Genomic DNA, 15,759 nt, shown 5'->3' on the forward strand with positions numbered 1-15,759 from the left:
TGTCTCAGATTCCTTCAAACAGTACCGTAGAGAGATAGCGCTCCGAGAATGACGGCACAATCGCCAGAATGGTTTTGCCGGCCGCTTCCGGCCGCTTGCCGATCTGCAAGGCGGCAGCGATCGCGGCACCCGACGAGATACCGCCGGGGATGCCTTCGTTGCGCGCCAGCTCGCGCGCGGTCTCGATCGCGGTCGCGCTGTTGACCTTGACGATCTCGTCGATCACGGAGCGGTCGAGGATGTCAGGGATGAAGCCCGCGCCGATGCCCTGGATCTTGTGCGGCGTATGCTGGCCGCCCGACAGCACCGGGCTCTCTTCCGGCTCCACCGCGACGACACGCAATGATGGCTTGCGCGGCTTCAGCACCTGGCCAACGCCCGTGATGGTGCCGCCGGTGCCAACGCCGGCAACGAAGTAATCGATGTTGCCGCCGGTGTCGTTCCAGATCTCCTCGGCGGTGGTGCGGCGATGGATCTCGGGATTGGCGAGGTTTTTGAACTGCTGCGGCATGACAGCGTTGGGCGTCGTGCGCACCAATTCCTCCGCGGTCGCGATCGAGCCTTTCATGCCCTGCGCGGCCGGGGTCAGCACAATCTCCGCGCCGAGAAAGGCCAGCATCCGTCGCCGCTCGATCGACATCGACTCCGGCATGACGAGCTTGAGCCGATAGCCGCGCGAGGCCGCGACATAGGCAAGCGCGATCCCGGTGTTGCCCGAGGTCGGCTCGATCAGCACGGTGTCGGCGTTGATGATGCCGGCCTTCTCCATCGCCACGATCATCGCCGCGCCGATGCGGTCTTTCACGCTGGCCGCCGGATTGAAGTATTCCAGCTTGGCGAGGATCGTCGCGTTGACGCCAGCCGCCTGCGGCAATCTGCGCAGCCGCACGATCGGCGTAGAGCCGATCGCATCGACGATGGAGTCAAAGACGCGGCCGCGTCCGGGTTGCACTGCACTCGTTGTCGACGGCGCGTCCATCAAGCGGCTCCTGTAGCGGATGTGCTGGGAATATGCGGTCTTGTCTCATTAGAAGCAGCGCACCATGGCACGCAAGTGAGAAACCGCCGCAACGCGAATTCGTTGCATCGCAAAATAGAACCTGCGCAAATAACGTAAAACCTACGCATTTGTGTTGCGACAAGGTCAAACAAATGGGTTTATATACTTTCGTCAGGTGCAGCTCAGAACGCAAAGGAGGTCACATGCCAGCTCTCGCTGAAGTTCTGTCGACCACAGCGTCCAGGCCCGATCCGCGCGGCTGCGATTTGCCGACCTGTCCGGTGTGTGCGGACTCCATGGTGGCGGCGGAAGCCTCCGCGTACCTGTTCGACAATTTGATCAGTTATCTCTGGACCTGCGACAACTGCGGTTACGGGTTCGTTACCAAACACGCGGTGAAACCGATCGTGTGCAACTGATCACACAGCTCATCTTGGAGCGATGTCACCGCGCGCCCAACCGGCGCGCGTTTTCGTTCTGAAGTCCTCGAACGTGCCGTTCGCCACCCCATCGCGGATGCCCTGCATCAGCTGCTGGTAGTAGGCGACGTTGATTTCGGACAGCAGCATTGCCCCAAGTGTTTCGCCTGATCGAACCAGGTGATGCAGATAGGCACGCGAATAGCCGCTCGCCGCCGGCCACGGGCTCTCTTCATCGAGCGGGCGCGGATCGTCGACGTGCCGGGCGTTGCGCAAATTGATCTGCCCGAAGCGGGTGAACGCCATGCCGTGGCGTCCGTTCCGTGTCGGCATCACACAGTCGAACATGTCGACGCCGCGCGCTACCGCCTCGAGGATGTCCTCCGGCGTGCCGACGCCCATCAGATAACGCGGCCGATCGACCGGGAGCGCCGGCGCGGTCTCCTCGATCATCGCCAGCATCACCGCCTGCGGCTCGCCGACCGCGAGGCCTCCGATCGCGTAACCGTGAAAGCCGATGTCGGTCAGCCCGCGTGCGCTGGCGTGCCGCAGATCCGGGACGTCGCCGCCCTGTACGATGCCGAACAGCATGTAGCCGTCCGGCGCCGCCTCGAAGGCGCGCTTGGAGCGCTCTGCCCAGCGCAGCGACAGCTGCATCGCGCGCTCGATGTCGGCGCGCTCCGCCGGCAACCGCACGCATTCGTCCATCTGCATGGCGATGTCGGAGCCGAGCAGCCGCTGCACCTCGATCGAGCGCTCCGGCGACAGCTCGACCTTGGTGCCGTCGATATGCGAGCGGAAGGTCACGGCCTTCTCGGTCACCTTACGCAGCTCCGACAGCGACATCACCTGGAAGCCGCCGGAATCCGTCAACATCGGGCCGCCCCAGCCGGTGAAGCGCTGCAGGCCGCCAAGCCCGGCAATGCGCTCGGCGCCCGGGCGCAGCATCAGGTGATAGGTGTTGCCGAGCACGATATCGGCGCCGGCATCGCGCACCTCGCGCCAATGCATGCCCTTCATCGCGCCCGCGGTGCCGACCGGCATGAACGCGGGCGTCCGCACGAGGCCGTGCGGCGTGGTCAGGCGCCCGGTGCGGGCGGCGCCGTCGGTTGCCAGCAGTTCGAAATGATTGGGAAGATTCATGCGGCTGCTTATTGCGTGTCGCCGGTGCCCGATCAACCCGTCGGATAGCGGCCCTCGCGCGACTTCGTGAACACGGACGACCGGCTGGACGCTTGTCTTGCATCATCAGCCTCGTTAAACAAAACGAAACAGTGTCGTTTTATGACGACAATATGGCAACCGGCTTCCCGCAGCGACGTCGATCCGCGAACGTGACTGGCAGACATGGTCTTACCCCCTAGCGTCCAGCGCGCCGGCGCCGGTCTTCGGATGACGGATGCCCGCGCGATCCGGCAAGCGATCCTGCTGTGCGGCCTCGCCTTGGCGCTTTCGGCCTGCAGCTCGTTGCCGCGGATGCCCTACACGGCCGCCGACGCCGCCAATTCGCGGGTGCTCGACCTCGACGGGCTGCGCCGCTATGCCGACGAGCCGACGTCAAAATTCAAGCTCGAGAAGAGCGACCTCGCCCCGATCAAGACCTACCTCGCCCTCTCCGGCGGCGGCGCCGACGGGGCTTATGGCGTGGGCGTCCTCAACGGCTGGACCGCGGCCGGCAACCGCCCGGCCTTTTCGGTTGTCTCCGGCGTCAGCACCGGCGGACTGATTGCGCCCTTTGCCTTCCTTGGCCCGCGCTACGACGACACGCTGAAGGAGGTCTACACTTCGGGCATCGCGGAAAGCCTGCTGCAGGACCCCAGCCTGATGCGGGTGCTGTTCGGCTCCGGGCTGTTCGGCAACAAGCGGCTGCGCGAACTGGTGGCGCGTTACGTCGGTCCGGACATCCTGAGCGAGGTGGCGCGCGAAAACGCCAAGGGCCGAAAGCTCCTGATCGTCACCACCGATCTCGACACCCAGCGCACGGTGATCTGGGACATGGGGCGAATCGCCGCTGTCGGAACGCCCGAGGCGCTGCAGCTGTTTCGCGACGTGATGGCCGCCTCCGCCAGCATCCCGCTGGTGTTTCCGCCGATCATGATCGACGCCGAAGGCCAGGGCCGCCGCTTCCAGGAGATGCATGTCGACGGCGGCGTGACCGCGCCGGTGCTGACATTGCCGGATGCGCTGCTGTTCCGCGAGCGCGGCTGGCCCGCCAACAGCCGCATGAACATCTACATCCTCGTCAACAAGAAGCTCGAGGGCAACTTCGAGCTGGTCTCGAACTCGACGATCGAGGTCGCCTCGCGCAGCATTTCCGCGATCACGCAGGCGCAGACACGCTCCGTGATCCTCTCGACCTATGACTTCGCCCGGCGCAACCGGCTGGGTTTCCATCTGTCCTACATCGAGCGCGACTATCCGGCTCCGGAAACGCAGGGCTTCGACACCGCCTATATGCGTGCGCTGTACCAGTACGGATACGACAAGGCCGCCGCCGGGCAGGCCTGGACCGTGACGCCTCCGTAAGCGGCCTGCTCCCGGTACCGCCGAATGGACGAATCCGCACGGCGCGGGTTATAGACCGGACAGACCCGTCCGACGCACAACGAGATGAATGGGCAAATGGGATTGACGGCAACCAAGGCCAAGGTGGCCAAGCGCGGCGTGATCAAGTCACGCGGCGGCCGGCCGACGCGGGACGCCGCGATCGAGCGCGACCAGCGGCTGATCGAGGTCGCCACCCGCCTGTTCCTCGAGCGCGGCTTCGATGCGACATCGATCGACGCGGTGGCCGAGGCCGCCCGCGTCAGCAAACCCACGGTCTACGGTCAGTATGGCGACAAGCGCGGCTTGTTCGCCGCGGTGCTCCGCCGCGAGATCGCCCGCTGGCTTGCCCCGCTCGCCGCCGCGGCGGCCGAAGCGCAGGCCGGCGGCAACTGCGACGGTTCGGTCGAGGAACGGCTGACCGAGCTCGGACGCCAGCTATTGGTGCTGAATTGCAGCGCCGACTCCATCGCTTTCAGCCGGATCCTGACCGCGCAGGCAATTAATTTCCCCGAGGTCGCCAAGCTTGCCGTCGACGAGGGCTGGTCGAAGGCGGTATCCACCACGGCGGATTTCTTCGACCATCTGGTCCACAAAGGCGCCCTCGACCTCGAGGACACCACGATCGCGGCCGAGACATTCCTCAACATGGTGGTCGGCCACACCCACCGGATGGCAACATTCGGAATTCCGATCGACATGAAGACCGCCGAGACCCGGATGGAAGTCTCGATCCGGCTGTTTCTCGCCGGCGCCGTCGGGCCGCAGGACCGGCTTCGCGATGCGGCCAAAGAGGCGATCAAGGAAGCGACGAAGGCGCGCCGCCGCCCGGCCCGCTGACAGTTTTAGGATCGTCGCATCGCCTCACACGTTGTCGTGATGAGCCTTGAAGGAAACAGAACGAAACCGTATTGTTTAGTTGCAATGAGACGCGGAACCCAAGTTCAGCCCCCCAACGGTTTCGTGTCGCCTTGTCACTTCGATCGTCACGACGGAGCTGCCGCCATCGCTCCGTCTGAACGTTCGGCGGCCGACCTCTGACTAACAAAGGTCGGCCGCACTTTCTCTGCCCGGGCGGCGGTTCGACGCGACGGATGCGACCATGACGACGGGACGATTACACGCACTGCGGCATTGGGCATTCGGCACGCGGCTGCTGGCAACCGCGCTCATTGCCCTGCCCTTCGCGACGCCGGCGCACGCGATCACGAGCTCAACGGCTGCAGCGCTTACCCCGCAGGATAACGACACCGCGCTCGATGCGCACACGGTTCGCCGCGAGCTCGACAGCTTCCAGGCGGCCCAGATCTCGCTGCGCAAGGCGATGGCGATTGCGGAGGCGCTGCATTCCGGTTCGATAACCGCCGACATCAGCTTCGACGGCGCGTCGGAGCCTGCGGTCTACCGGGTCAAGACCATGCAGCAGGACCGCATCTGGCGGCACGCCATTGACGCGGCGACCGGCGAAGTGGTGGGTGGCGAGGCCGCCGCGCCGCTGAAGTCGCTCGGCACCGAAGACCGTGACAACCTCGCCGTGCTGAGGGCGCTCCGGCATCGCCTCGCCGACGCCGTGCGGGTGGCCGAGCGCACGACCTCCGGAAAGGCGATCAGCGGTGGCCTGATGCGCGAACGCGGCAAGCTCAATTTCGTTATCGTCGTGCTCGCCGGCAGCGACCTGAAAGAGGTGATCCTCGAACCGCCCGGCGCGCGCAGGCGCTGAGGCCGGCGCGGCACTCGCCAAGTTTTCTCTCGCCAAGTTTTCGCCCAAAAGCCGTTGACGGACGCCGATCTGTCCCGCATAAGTCCGCTCCATGATCACCGCGACCAAACGCACCAGCAAAACCACCAAGCCCTCCGGGGCCTCGGGAGGCGTGCGCGCGTAGTCGGTCGAACCGCATCATCTCTACCCGAAGCCCCGCCTGATGAAGGTCCGGGGCTTTTTTGTTGCCTGAAATACAACTCGAATGGAGGACAAAGTGAGTAACGATCCCGTCGTCGCGATTGTCGGCGTCACCGGTGCCGTCGGCGCCGAATTCATCGCCACCATGGACAAGCGCGGCTTCCGCGTCGGCAAGCTGAAGGCGCTGGCGAGCGCCCGCTCGGCCGGCAAGACCATCAGCTTCCGCGGCAAGCCGATCGTGATCGAGGAACTGACCGAGCGCGCCTTCGAGGGCGTCGACATCGCGCTGTTCTCGGCCGGCAGCGGCATCTCCAGGAAGTTCGCGCCGCTTGCGGTGAAGTCCGGCGCCGTCGTGGTCGACAATTCCTCGGCGTTCCGGATGGATCCGAACGTGCCGCTGGTGATCCCCGAGATCAACGCCAACCGCATCCGCGACCACAAGGGCATCATCGCCAACCCGAACTGCGCCGCCATCACCGCGCTGGTGCCGCTGTGGCCGATCCACCAGAAGAACCGCATCAAGCGCGTGATCATCTCGACCTACCAGGCCGCGAGCGGCGCCGGCGCAGCTGCGATGGAGGAGCTCGTCGAGTCCACCCGCGCCAATCTCAACGGACAGGTCTACACCCCGAAGGTGATGCCGCACCCCTACGCCTTCAACCTGTTCAACCACAACACGGCGATCGATCCGGAGACCGGCTACAACGACGAGGAGACCAAGGTCATCAAGGAGACCCACAAGATCTTCGAGGACGAGAAGATCGCGGTCGGCGTTACCTGCGTGCGGGTGCCGGTGCTGCGCGCGCATTGCGAGTCGATCACCTTCGAATGCGAGAAGCCGATCACCGAGGACCAGGTGCGCGCGATGATGGCGCAGGCGCCGGGCGTCAAGGTCGTCGACGATCGCGCCAAGAACTACTTCCCGATGCCGATCGACGCCTCCGGCCAGGACGACGTGCTGGTCGGCCGCATCCGCAAGGATCTCAGCGACCCCAGCGGTCACTCGATCTCGATGTTCGTCGCGGCCGATCAGTTGCTCAAGGGCGCCGCCCTCAACGCGGTGCAGATCGCCGAGCTGCTGCCCGAACGCGCGATGGCGTGAATGCAAGAACCGTCATCCCCGCGCAATGGCGCAGCCATTGTCGCTGGAGGAGTCCGCGCGGCGGGCGTCTCGAAGGATGCATCGGCCCCAGTCGGGCCGTCGCCCTTCGAGGGCCGCTGAAGAAGCGGCCGCCTCAGGGTGACGGTGAAGCAGCCGTGCTTGCGGAGCTAGCCTCGCGCGCGAAACAGCAAACACGCATCGCCATACGAATAGAACCGGTAGCCGTCCCTGATCGCATGCGCGTAGGCGCCCTGCATCGTCTCGAGGCCGGAGAAGGCCGAGACCAGCATGAACAGCGTCGAGCGCGGCAGATGGAAGTTGGTCAGCAAAATATCGACCGCGCGGAAGCGGTAGCCCGGCGTGATGAAGATCGAGGTTTCCGCCGCAAACGGCTCGATGGTGCCGTCGGCATTGGCGGCGCTTTCCAACAGGCGCAGCGACGTGGTGCCGATCGCGACGATCCGGCCGCCTTTTGCGCGCGCGGCATTCAAGGCGGAAGCGGTCTCGGCGGTGATGCAGCCCCACTCGGCATGCATCTTGTGCTCCGAGGTCTCCTCGGTCTTCACCGGCAGGAAGGTCCCTGCCCCGACATGCAGCGTCAGGCGGTGCAGCTCGACACCGCGGCTCTTCAGCGCGGCCTCCAAGGCCGGCGTGAAATGCAGCCCCGCCGTGGGCGCTGCGACCGCGCCCTCATTGGCGGCGAACATGGTCTGGTAGTCGCTGACGTCCTTCTCGTCAGGCGTGCGCTTGGAAGCGATGTAGGGTGGCAGCGGCGTGGCGCCGACATCGGCGATCGCCTGGTCGAGCACCGGACCATGGAACGAGAATGACAGCGTCACCTCGCCCTCCTGCCCCTTGGCCTCGACCTCTGCATCGAGATTGCCGAGCAGGCACACCCTGCCCTCATTGCCGAAGCGGATGGTGTCGCCGGGGCTGAGCTTCTTCGCCGGCTTCACCAGCGCCTGCCAGCGTGAGCCGTCGAGCCGCTTGATCAAGGTCGCCTCGATCTTCGGTTCGGTGTCGCGCCCGATGCGGCGGCCCTTGAGTTGCGCCGCGATCACCTTGGTGTCGTTGACGACGATCTGATCACCCGGCTCCAGCCACTGCGGCAGGTCGGCGATCGCGGCGTCGCGCAGCACGCCGTCCGGATGCACCACCAGCATCCGCGCGGCATCGCGCGGGTTCGCGGGGCGAAGCGCGATGCTTTCCGGGGGCAGTTCGAAGTCGAAGAGGTCGGTGCGCATGGCGGTGACTAATACTTCAGCGCCGTCATTCCGGGGCACGCGAAGCGTGAACCCGGAATCTCGAGATTCCGGGTTCGATGCTGCGCATCGCCCCGGAATGACGGAGTGTTTGACTTACGCCGCGTCGACGGCCATGCGCGCCTTGACGATCTTGTCCGGATCCTTCACCGGCTCGCCGCGCTTGATCTTGTCGACGTTCTCCATGCCCTCGGTGACCTTGCCCCAGACGGTGTACTGGCCGTTGAGGAACGAGGCGTCGTCGAAGCAGATGAAGAACTGGCTGTCGCCGGAATCCGGATTGGCGGCGCGGGCCATCGAGGCGGTGCCGCGGACATGCGGCTCCTTGTTGAATTCGGCCTTCAGCTTCTTGCCGGAGCCGCCCATGCCGGTGCCCTGCGGGCAGCCGGTCTGCGCCATGAAGCCGTCGATCACGCGGTGGAATACGATGCCGTCGTAGAAGCCCTCGCGCACCAGCTCCTTGATCCGCGCGACGTGGCCGGGCGCGAGATCCGGGCGCATCTCGATCGTGACCGGGCCCTGCGTGGTTTCGAGGATCAGAGTATTTTCGGTAGCAGCCATGCTCGCTTCTCCTGGCTTCGGGGTGGATACTTCTTATTCCTGAACGGGATCGCGAATGGGCGGCCGGCGACTGCGCCGCCCAGGCTCTCGGTAAATGGCAACGGCGTGCAGCGTTGCAACGTCTCCATCACCGCGATCCGGTATGCAATCCGGTCGTTGTCGGTCGCCTCCTGCGATTCATAGCTGATCCTGGGATGCCCGAGGATCGCGCCCTCGCGGTTGAAGCTGACAATGACGGTGATGTCGATCGGGCCGGCCTTGTCTGCCGGCGGCGGCCGCCAGCAGCGGTGGATGGCAAGAACAACGTCCTTGATCGTATTGAGTTGCTCCGGCTCGGCCTGCACCGGTACGGTCAGCGTCAGGCAAACCAGCGGCGCGGCGAACCAGGCGAGTGGTTTGCAGCGCGCCGCCATGTGGATCACTTGATGTCGGATGCGACCTGCACCTTCACCATCTTGTCGGGATCGGTGACGGCTCCGCCAGGAGAGCCCGCAGACGCCTTCTTCAGCTTGTCGACCACGTCCATGCCCTGCACCACCTCGCCGATCACTGTGTACTGGCCGTTCAGGCTCGGTCCGTCGGCGAACATGATGAAGAACTGCGAATTGGCGCTGTCGACGCTGTCGCCGCGCCGGGCCATGCCGACGATGCCGCGCTTGAACGGGACCTGGGAGAATTCCTGCTTCAGGTTCGGATATTTCGAGCCGCCGGTGCCGTTGAAGTTCTGGCCGTCGCCGGTCTGCGCCATGAAGCCGTCCATCACGCGATGGAACGGCACGTTGTTGTAGAAGCCCTCGCGCGCCAGCTGCTTGATGCGCTCGGCATGCTTGGGCGCGATATCGGTGCGCAGCTTGATGACGATGCGGCCCTTGGTGGTGTCGATCACGATCGCATCGGCCTTGTCGAGATTGGCCGGCAGCGGCTGCGCGACAGCGGGCACGACGCAGAGCAGCGCGGCAACGAATGCGAGAATGCGGATCATGGCAACTCCGGAGCTTTAACGTTCGGGGTGTGGCAGGCCGCCGGGATCAGCCGGCGAACTTGGCCTTCAGGCTAGCTGCGACTGATGACGGCACGAATGCAGAGAAGTCGCCGCCCATCTGGGCGATTTGGCGCACCAGTGTGGCGGTGATCGGGCGGACCGCGACCGACGCCGGAACGAACACGGTATGCACCTCGGGCGCCATCGCATCGTTCATACCGGCAAGCTGCATCTCGTAGTCGAGATCGGTGCCGTCGCGCAGGCCGCGAATCATCAGCGTGGCCTTGGCCGCGCGGGCCGCCGCGACCGTGAGATTGTCATAGGTCGCGCTCTCGAAGGCGCAGCCTGCCTGCTGGGCGATGGGGCCGAACACCTCATGGACCATGGCCAGCCGTTCCTCGGTGGAAAACAGCGGCTTCTTGCCGGGATGGACGCCAATGGCGACGATCAGGCGGTCGCAGAGGAAGACGGCCTGTTTCACCACGTCCAGATGGCCGTTGGTGACGGGATCGAAGGAGCCAGGATAGATCGCGATACGGGACATGGTCCCTCCTAACCCGCCCGGCTCTCCCCGGCAAGCCGCCCGGGTTCCATTGCTTGCTCGAAACAAATTTCCAGTCGTCCAGTGAACGAGTCCTGGGATGCCAGCGTCTACGGGGGTGAATGTTTCGTCGGCCGTTGGCGGACGAAACAAAACCGGCCCGCGACGAAACCATTTCCCGCGGTGGCGAAGACACCAGGAAACTTGCTGCCGGTAGACATTGGACAACGAAACGACGGGCCCGGGCGGCCCGATCAACTGGGGACCGTCATGATCAAGGCACTTTCCGCCATCGCTGTTGCCGCGTTCATTGCCGCCGCGCTCACCGTGCTGCCGGGCTTTGCGCCGCAGGTCGAAGCCTCCACCCCGCAGCCGCTGGCCAAGAGCGACCGTCTCGACGTCCACCCGGTCGGCAAGGACTGCTCGCAGCAGGCCTGGCCGAATTTCGAAGCCTCGTGCCTGCGCAGCGCCGGCAACAAGACAGTGGTTCGCGAAGCCCGCCTGGTCACCGCCGACCGTACCCCGTAGCGCGTAGTCGAGCGACGTCCCTCGTCAGCCTGGCGTAAGGTCAGGCCGTCACACAAAACCCAATGGTAATTTGCGACGTCCCGTCGCAGACTATCGTCTAAGGCGCCCGGCCGGATGATCCGACGGGCGCAGCCATCGGGGGATTGCCGTGACGAGTACGCCCGCCATCGTTTCTTCTGGCCACCCCCCGTCCAGTCCGATCCCGGTTGCCGTCACGCTCGGTGCCCTCGGCGTCGTCTATGGCGACATCGGCACCAGCCCCCTCTATGCCCTGAAGGAAGCCGCCAAGGCCGCCACCCATGGCGGTCCGCTCACCGAGAGCGCGGTGCTCGGCGTGGTCTCGCTGATCCTGTGGGCGCTGATCCTCATCATCTCGATCAAATACGCGATGCTGATCCTGCGCGCCGACAACCGCGGCGAAGGCGGCATCGTCGCGCTCTTGGCGCTGCTCTCGGCGCGCAACGCGGCGCCCGGCACCTGGCGCGGCCATCTTCTGGTGGTCGGCCTGATCGGCGCCGCCCTGCTCTACGGCGACGGCGCCATCACGCCGGCCATTTCGGTGCTGTCGGCGATCGAAGGCCTCAAGGTCGACGCGCCCTCGCTGACCCCTGCGGTGGTGCCGATCACCGTCGTGATCCTGATCGGCCTGTTTATGATGCAGAAGCGGGGCACCGGCTTCATCGGGAGGATCTTCGGTCCGGTGATGCTGTTCTGGTTCGCCGTGCTGGCAGCGCTCGGCATTCACGGCATCGTCAAGGCGCCCGGCGTGCTGGTTGCGCTGAGCCCGCTCTATGCATTCGATTTCCTGATCCATCAGGATTTCCACGTCAGCTTCGCCATCCTTGGCGCCGCCTTCCTCGCGGTGACCGGCGGTGAGGCGATGTATGCCGACATGGGGCATTTCGGCCGTTTTCCGATCCGGCTCGCCTGGTTCGCCGTCTGCCTGCCCGCTCTGGTGCTGAACTATTTCGGCCAGGCCGCGCTGTTGATCACCGACCCGACCGCGATCGAAAATCCGTTCTTCCAGTTGTCGCCGGACTGGTCGCATTACCCGCTCGTCCTGCTCGCGACGATCGCCACCGTGATTGCCTCGCAGGCCATCATCTCGGGTGTGTTCTCGCTGACCCAGCAATCGATCCAGCTCGGCTTCCTGCCGCGCATGCACATCGAGCACACCACGAGCGATGCGATCGGGCAGATCTACGTGCCGCTGGTGAACTGGCTGCTCGCCGCGGGGACACTCGGCGCGGTGCTCGCCTTCGGCACCTCGGACGCGCTCGCCGGCGCCTACGGCATCGCAGTGTCGCTGTTGATGGCGATCACCACGCTGCTTGCAGCGCTGGTCGCGATCCAGTGGGGCTATTCGCCGATCATCGTGATCGCCGTGAACGGCTTTTTCTTCATCATCGACGCGATCTTCTTTGCGGCGAACTCGACCAAGCTGTTCGAAGGCGGCTGGTTCCCGCTGCTGCTCGCCGCTGCGGTGGCCTTCCTGATGCTGACCTGGCGCGGTGGCGTGAAACTGGTCGAGACGGCGCGCAGCAAGCTGCGTCAGCCGGAAGAAGATCTGATCGAGACCGCGGTCAACAAGTGCCACAGCCGGCTGCCGGGCACCGCCATATTCCTCGCCTCCGCCCCTAACGGCGTGCCGCTTGCCTTGACCCAGTTCGTCAAGCACAACCACGTGCTGCACCAGCGCGTGCTGCTGGTCACCGTACAGATCGAGGAATCCCCCCGCATCTCGGACGAGGATCGCGTTGTGGTTCACGACGTCACCCCGGGCATCATCCGCGTCATCCTGCGTTACGGCTTCATGCAATATCCGACCGTTTACGAAGGGCTAAAGCTCGCCTGTCGTCAGGGCAAACTGCCCGGTCTGCGTCTGACCGATGTGACCTACTACATCGGCCGCGAGACCATCATCCCGCGGGAAGACATTCCGGGCATGTGGGTGTGGCGGGAATCGCTGTTCGCGTTCCTGCAGCGCAACGCCGAACGGTCGGCGGCGTTCTTCGGCGTGCCGACCGGACAGGTCGTGGAATTCGGGACGGAGATCGAGATCTAGTCCCACAGCCCGGATGCGGACATGTCAGACGATCCGCCTCTTCAGCTGAAGCCGCGGCTGGCGATTTCGATCGACCAGGCTCAGGCGATCATCGATCGGGTTGCGCCAGGCTCGCGCGTGGCAGGCATCACCGAGCTGCGCGGCGGCGAGATCAGCACGATCCTCGAGATCACCTGCGCGGACGCGCCAAGCTGCATCCTCAAGGTCTACCCCGCCCAGCTGCAATGGAAGATGGCGAAGGAGATCTATGTCCTCGGTCTTCTGCGCGACGCCGGCATTGCCATTCCCCGCATCCTCGTAGCTGATGACAGCCGCGCGCTGATCGACTTCAATTTTGTGCTGATGAGCAAGCTCGACGGCGTCGTGCTCGGCAATCGCGAGGCGGCGCTGACGGATCAGGAGCTGTTTTCGATCTACGCCGCCATGGGCACGGCGCTCCGCCATATCAAGGGCATTACGCTCGATAGCTTCGGCTATATCGGTCCGCACGGCGTCTGGACGTCGCACCCGACCAATCGCGCCTACATGTCCGCGCAGTTCGAGCGGAAGCTGACCGAGTTTTGCACGCGCGGCGGGGACGAAGCGCTGGCCGCGCGGCTGCGGGCCAGCATCCTGGCGCGCAGCGTCCTGCTCGACGCAGCCGACACGCCCCGCCTCTGCCACTATGACTTCCACGCCGGCAACGTGCTGGTGACACCGGAGGGGCAGCCGCGTCTCACCGGCATCGTCGATTTCGAGAATGCCACCGCCGGCGATCCGCTGATGGACGTCGCCAAGGCGCTCTATTACTTCACGCCGAAGGACGCGCCGAAGCGCGACGGATTGCTCGCGGGCCACGGCACGAGCGGCCGGCCGGACTGGGAGGCCACGATCGCGCTCTACCGGCTGGCCTGCACGCTCGAGCTCTGGTGCTGGTTCGCGCAGATCGGCCGGATCGATGCCCTTCCCGCGCTCACGCGCGAACTGGAAAGCGCCGTCTAGGCCACGTTCCCACAAGCGCACCCGGCTAAGGGCTTGTCAGAGCCCGCGGGCTCCCGACGGCCGCCTCGTCGGCGCCCGCGGGCACAATTCATTCGGGCAATCCCGCCTTCCGAAGCCCCTCGATCAACAGCTGCGCGTTTGGGTACCCGCCCCTGGCGATCATTGCGGAAATTGTAAAGGCGGGATCGAGCTGAAGCAGGAGCGCCGCCGCCTCGCGCGCCTCCGCGTCGCGTCCGAGATGAGCGAACGCGGACGCGAGACAACGGTAGGCCAGCGAATAGGAGGCATTCTGGCGCCGGCATTTATTCGCTGCGGCAATGGCCTCGTCAAAGCGGCGAAGCTCGATGAAGGCCATCCCCATCCCAACAAACGTGATGGGTAGCCGCGGGTCTAACGGGCTCAGGCGGATGGCGCGTTCAAAACTCCGGACCGCTTCCTCCGGAAGCCCAGCAACTCGATAGACACTGCCTCTGGCGGTCCATGCGCGATATGAATTCGGATTGAGAGCGACCGCCCGGTCGGCCAATTCGATCTCACTCTCACAATCGCCGACCATGTACGCCGAGGTGAGGGAAACCCAGGCTAATGTTTCCGCATCACCATCGTCGATGCTCAATGCCAGGCGAAGCAGCCGAACCGCTTCCTTGCGGTCAAATTGAGGATCGACGGCATGCCCCCAAAGGATGTTCTGCATGTGAGCGAGACCTGCCAGAGCGGCGACAAAGCCGAACCGGGGGTCAAGCTCCAAAGCACGATGCGCCAGCCTGATCGCCTCGGCCAACCCGTCGGCGGTCATCAGGTAATGCTGCTGCATGGCGCGGAGATAGAAATCATAGGCGGTGAGGTTCTCTGGTCGCCGTGCCGACAGGCCGATTTCGATCTGCAGCAATTTTGGTTGAATGGCCGAGACGACGGCGACGGTCACCTCGTCCTGGAGAGCGAATATGTCCGTCAGGTCACGCTCGAACCTGTCTGCCCAGATGTGCGTTCCGGTAACCGCATCGATCAACTGCCCGGTGATGCGAACCTTCCCCGCGGCCTTGCGCACAGACCCCTCAAGGACATAGCGGACGCCGAGCCTGCGGCCGACCTCCTTGATATCGACGGCCCGGCCCTTGAAGGTAAAACTCGAATTTCGGGCGATCACGAACAGCCATTTGAAGCGCGACAGCGCGGTGATGATCTCCTCGACCATTCCGTCCGCGAAGTATTCCTGCTCGGGGTCGCCGCTCATATTCTCGAACGGCAGCACGGCGATCGACGGCTTGTCGGGGAGCGCCAGAGCTTGCGCGCTGTCGACCGGCGGCTCGATCGGGGCGCTCGCGGGATGGCCCGCGTTTATCCTCAATCGCCACGCGCGCATCGGCTCAGCAATGTTCTTCAGGTTCTGCGAGCCCATGTCCGCGAACACGGCATCGACCTTGCCGCGGATTTGACGTTGCGCATCGTCCGAGATGCAGATCCCGCCGGGCTCCGCGGTCCCTTCAAGGCGGGCGGCGATATTGACGCCGTCTCCAAAGATATCGTTTTCATCGACGATGATGTCGCCGACGTGGATGCCAATGCGGAATTCGATCCGCTTGAGTTGCGGCACCGTGGCATTTCGCTCGGCCATTGCGCGCTGGACCTCAATGGCGCAACGCACCGCATCCACGACACTGCCGAACTCGGCGAGCACGCCGTCGCCCGTGTGCTTGACGACCTTGCCACGGTGTTCGCTGATCTTGGGATCAGCGAGTCCACGCAGACACTCCCTCAGCCGGATGTGTGTCCCTTCCTCGTCCAGGCCGGTCAGCCGACTATATCCGGCCACGTCAGCCGCCAGGATAGCTGCAAGCCGCCGCTCAACGCGATGATCGGTCACAACGGCCTCC

16 protein-coding genes are annotated in these 15,759 nt (G+C 64.8%); 8 read left to right on the plus strand and 8 right to left on the minus strand.

Features of this window, described 5'->3' with window-relative positions; translation table 11 throughout:
* Positions 1-4 precede the first annotated feature (4 nt).
* Positions 5-979, minus strand: coding sequence for a cysteine synthase A (gene cysK / locus J2R78_RS36965; protein ID WP_076828575.1), 975 nt, complete (start codon positions 977-979; stop codon positions 5-7).
* A gap of 224 nt (positions 980-1,203) precedes the next feature.
* Between cysK and J2R78_RS36970 the strand changes: the two genes are divergently transcribed.
* Positions 1,204-1,419: a hypothetical protein gene (locus J2R78_RS36970; protein WP_028332087.1), complete on the plus strand. Its 216-nt coding sequence runs from the start codon at positions 1,204-1,206 to the stop codon at positions 1,417-1,419.
* A 9-nt stretch (positions 1,420-1,428) separates the two neighbouring features.
* Here the strand turns inward: J2R78_RS36970 and tgt are convergent, their stop codons facing one another.
* A complete protein-coding gene (tgt, locus tag J2R78_RS36975; RefSeq protein WP_253608675.1) occupies positions 1,429-2,562 on the minus strand; it encodes a tRNA guanosine(34) transglycosylase Tgt in 1,134 nt (377 codons plus the stop codon).
* 249 nt (positions 2,563-2,811) lie between these two features.
* Here tgt and J2R78_RS36980 point away from each other — a divergent pair, with 249 nt between their 5' ends.
* From J2R78_RS36980 to J2R78_RS36995, 4 genes are all read left to right on the plus strand, one after another.
* A complete protein-coding gene (locus tag J2R78_RS36980; protein ID WP_253610017.1) occupies positions 2,812-3,945 on the plus strand; it encodes a patatin-like phospholipase family protein in 1,134 nt (377 codons plus the stop codon).
* Positions 3,946-4,041: 96 nt separating this feature from the next.
* Positions 4,042-4,803, plus strand: a complete 762-nt coding sequence (locus J2R78_RS36985) for a TetR/AcrR family transcriptional regulator (protein ID WP_253608676.1) — start codon at positions 4,042-4,044, stop codon at positions 4,801-4,803.
* Between the two features lie 262 nt (positions 4,804-5,065).
* On the plus strand, positions 5,066-5,683 hold the full coding sequence (locus J2R78_RS36990; protein WP_057018499.1) for a PepSY domain-containing protein: 618 nt from the start codon (positions 5,066-5,068) through the stop codon (positions 5,681-5,683).
* Between the two features lie 244 nt (positions 5,684-5,927).
* Complete coding sequence (locus J2R78_RS36995) at positions 5,928-6,965, plus strand: aspartate-semialdehyde dehydrogenase (protein WP_057018500.1); 1,038 nt, start codon at positions 5,928-5,930, stop codon at positions 6,963-6,965.
* Between the two features lie 167 nt (positions 6,966-7,132).
* On the opposite strand, the gene queA is transcribed toward J2R78_RS36995, so the two are convergent.
* From queA to coaD, 5 genes are all read right to left on the minus strand, one after another.
* The gene (gene queA / locus J2R78_RS37000) at positions 7,133-8,209 is read right to left on the minus strand and encodes a tRNA preQ1(34) S-adenosylmethionine ribosyltransferase-isomerase QueA (protein WP_253608677.1); all 1,077 of its coding nucleotides are present in this window, start codon (positions 8,207-8,209) and stop codon (positions 7,133-7,135) included.
* A 114-nt stretch (positions 8,210-8,323) separates the two neighbouring features.
* Positions 8,324-8,788: a peptidylprolyl isomerase gene (locus J2R78_RS37005; RefSeq protein ID WP_028340742.1), complete on the minus strand. Its 465-nt coding sequence runs from the start codon at positions 8,786-8,788 to the stop codon at positions 8,324-8,326.
* A complete protein-coding gene (locus tag J2R78_RS37010; RefSeq protein WP_253608678.1) occupies positions 8,764-9,201 on the minus strand; it encodes a TonB C-terminal domain-containing protein in 438 nt (145 codons plus the stop codon). Before J2R78_RS37010 ends, J2R78_RS37005 begins: the two co-directional genes overlap by 25 nt.
* A gap of 5 nt (positions 9,202-9,206) precedes the next feature.
* On the minus strand, positions 9,207-9,770 hold the full coding sequence (locus J2R78_RS37015) for a peptidylprolyl isomerase (RefSeq protein WP_028332096.1): 564 nt from the start codon (positions 9,768-9,770) through the stop codon (positions 9,207-9,209).
* A gap of 46 nt (positions 9,771-9,816) precedes the next feature.
* Entirely contained in the window at positions 9,817-10,314 is a 498-nt protein-coding gene (gene coaD, locus J2R78_RS37020) for a pantetheine-phosphate adenylyltransferase (protein WP_076828588.1), read from the minus strand.
* Between the two features lie 267 nt (positions 10,315-10,581).
* On the opposite strand from coaD, the gene J2R78_RS37025 reads away from it, so the two are divergent.
* From J2R78_RS37025 to J2R78_RS37035, 3 genes are all read left to right on the plus strand, one after another.
* Positions 10,582-10,839, plus strand: coding sequence for a hypothetical protein (locus J2R78_RS37025; protein ID WP_028340746.1), 258 nt, complete (start codon positions 10,582-10,584; stop codon positions 10,837-10,839).
* A gap of 166 nt (positions 10,840-11,005) precedes the next feature.
* A complete protein-coding gene (locus J2R78_RS37030) occupies positions 11,006-12,904 on the plus strand; it encodes a potassium transporter Kup (protein ID WP_375166627.1) in 1,899 nt (632 codons plus the stop codon).
* 21 nt (positions 12,905-12,925) lie between these two features.
* The gene (locus J2R78_RS37035; protein ID WP_253608679.1) at positions 12,926-13,885 is read left to right on the plus strand and encodes a phosphotransferase family protein; all 960 of its coding nucleotides are present in this window, start codon (positions 12,926-12,928) and stop codon (positions 13,883-13,885) included.
* Positions 13,886-13,973: 88 nt separating this feature from the next.
* On the opposite strand, the gene J2R78_RS37040 is transcribed toward J2R78_RS37035, so the two are convergent.
* Complete coding sequence (locus J2R78_RS37040) at positions 13,974-15,749, minus strand: tetratricopeptide repeat protein (protein WP_253608680.1); 1,776 nt, start codon at positions 15,747-15,749, stop codon at positions 13,974-13,976.
* Between the last annotated feature and the right edge of the window lie 10 nt (positions 15,750-15,759).

The organism is Bradyrhizobium sp. USDA 4538, assembly GCF_024171045.1.
GTDB lineage: Bacteria > Pseudomonadota > Alphaproteobacteria > Rhizobiales > Xanthobacteraceae > Bradyrhizobium > Bradyrhizobium australafricanum.

Bases quoted from the DNA above. Each gene is read 5' to 3' on its own strand.
- cysK (WP_076828575.1), bottom strand. From the start codon at position 979: ATGGACGCGCCGTCGACAACGAGTGCAGTGCAACCCGGACGCGGCCGC.
- J2R78_RS36970 (WP_028332087.1), top strand. From the start codon at position 1,204: ATGCCAGCTCTCGCTGAAGTTCTGTCGACCACAGCGTCCAGGCCCGAT.
- tgt (WP_253608675.1), bottom strand. From the start codon at position 2,562: ATGAATCTTCCCAATCATTTCGAACTGCTGGCAACCGACGGCGCCGCC.
- J2R78_RS36980 (WP_253610017.1), top strand. From the start codon at position 2,812: ATGACGGATGCCCGCGCGATCCGGCAAGCGATCCTGCTGTGCGGCCTC.
- J2R78_RS36985 (WP_253608676.1), top strand. From the start codon at position 4,042: ATGGGATTGACGGCAACCAAGGCCAAGGTGGCCAAGCGCGGCGTGATC.
- J2R78_RS36990 (WP_057018499.1), top strand. From the start codon at position 5,066: ATGACGACGGGACGATTACACGCACTGCGGCATTGGGCATTCGGCACG.
- J2R78_RS36995 (WP_057018500.1), top strand. From the start codon at position 5,928: ATGGAGGACAAAGTGAGTAACGATCCCGTCGTCGCGATTGTCGGCGTC.
- queA (WP_253608677.1), bottom strand. From the start codon at position 8,209: ATGCGCACCGACCTCTTCGACTTCGAACTGCCCCCGGAAAGCATCGCG.
- J2R78_RS37005 (WP_028340742.1), bottom strand. From the start codon at position 8,788: ATGGCTGCTACCGAAAATACTCTGATCCTCGAAACCACGCAGGGCCCG.
- J2R78_RS37010 (WP_253608678.1), bottom strand. From the start codon at position 9,201: ATGGCGGCGCGCTGCAAACCACTCGCCTGGTTCGCCGCGCCGCTGGTT.
- J2R78_RS37015 (WP_028332096.1), bottom strand. From the start codon at position 9,770: ATGATCCGCATTCTCGCATTCGTTGCCGCGCTGCTCTGCGTCGTGCCC.
- coaD (WP_076828588.1), bottom strand. From the start codon at position 10,314: ATGTCCCGTATCGCGATCTATCCTGGCTCCTTCGATCCCGTCACCAAC.
- J2R78_RS37025 (WP_028340746.1), top strand. From the start codon at position 10,582: ATGATCAAGGCACTTTCCGCCATCGCTGTTGCCGCGTTCATTGCCGCC.
- J2R78_RS37035 (WP_253608679.1), top strand. From the start codon at position 12,926: ATGTCAGACGATCCGCCTCTTCAGCTGAAGCCGCGGCTGGCGATTTCG.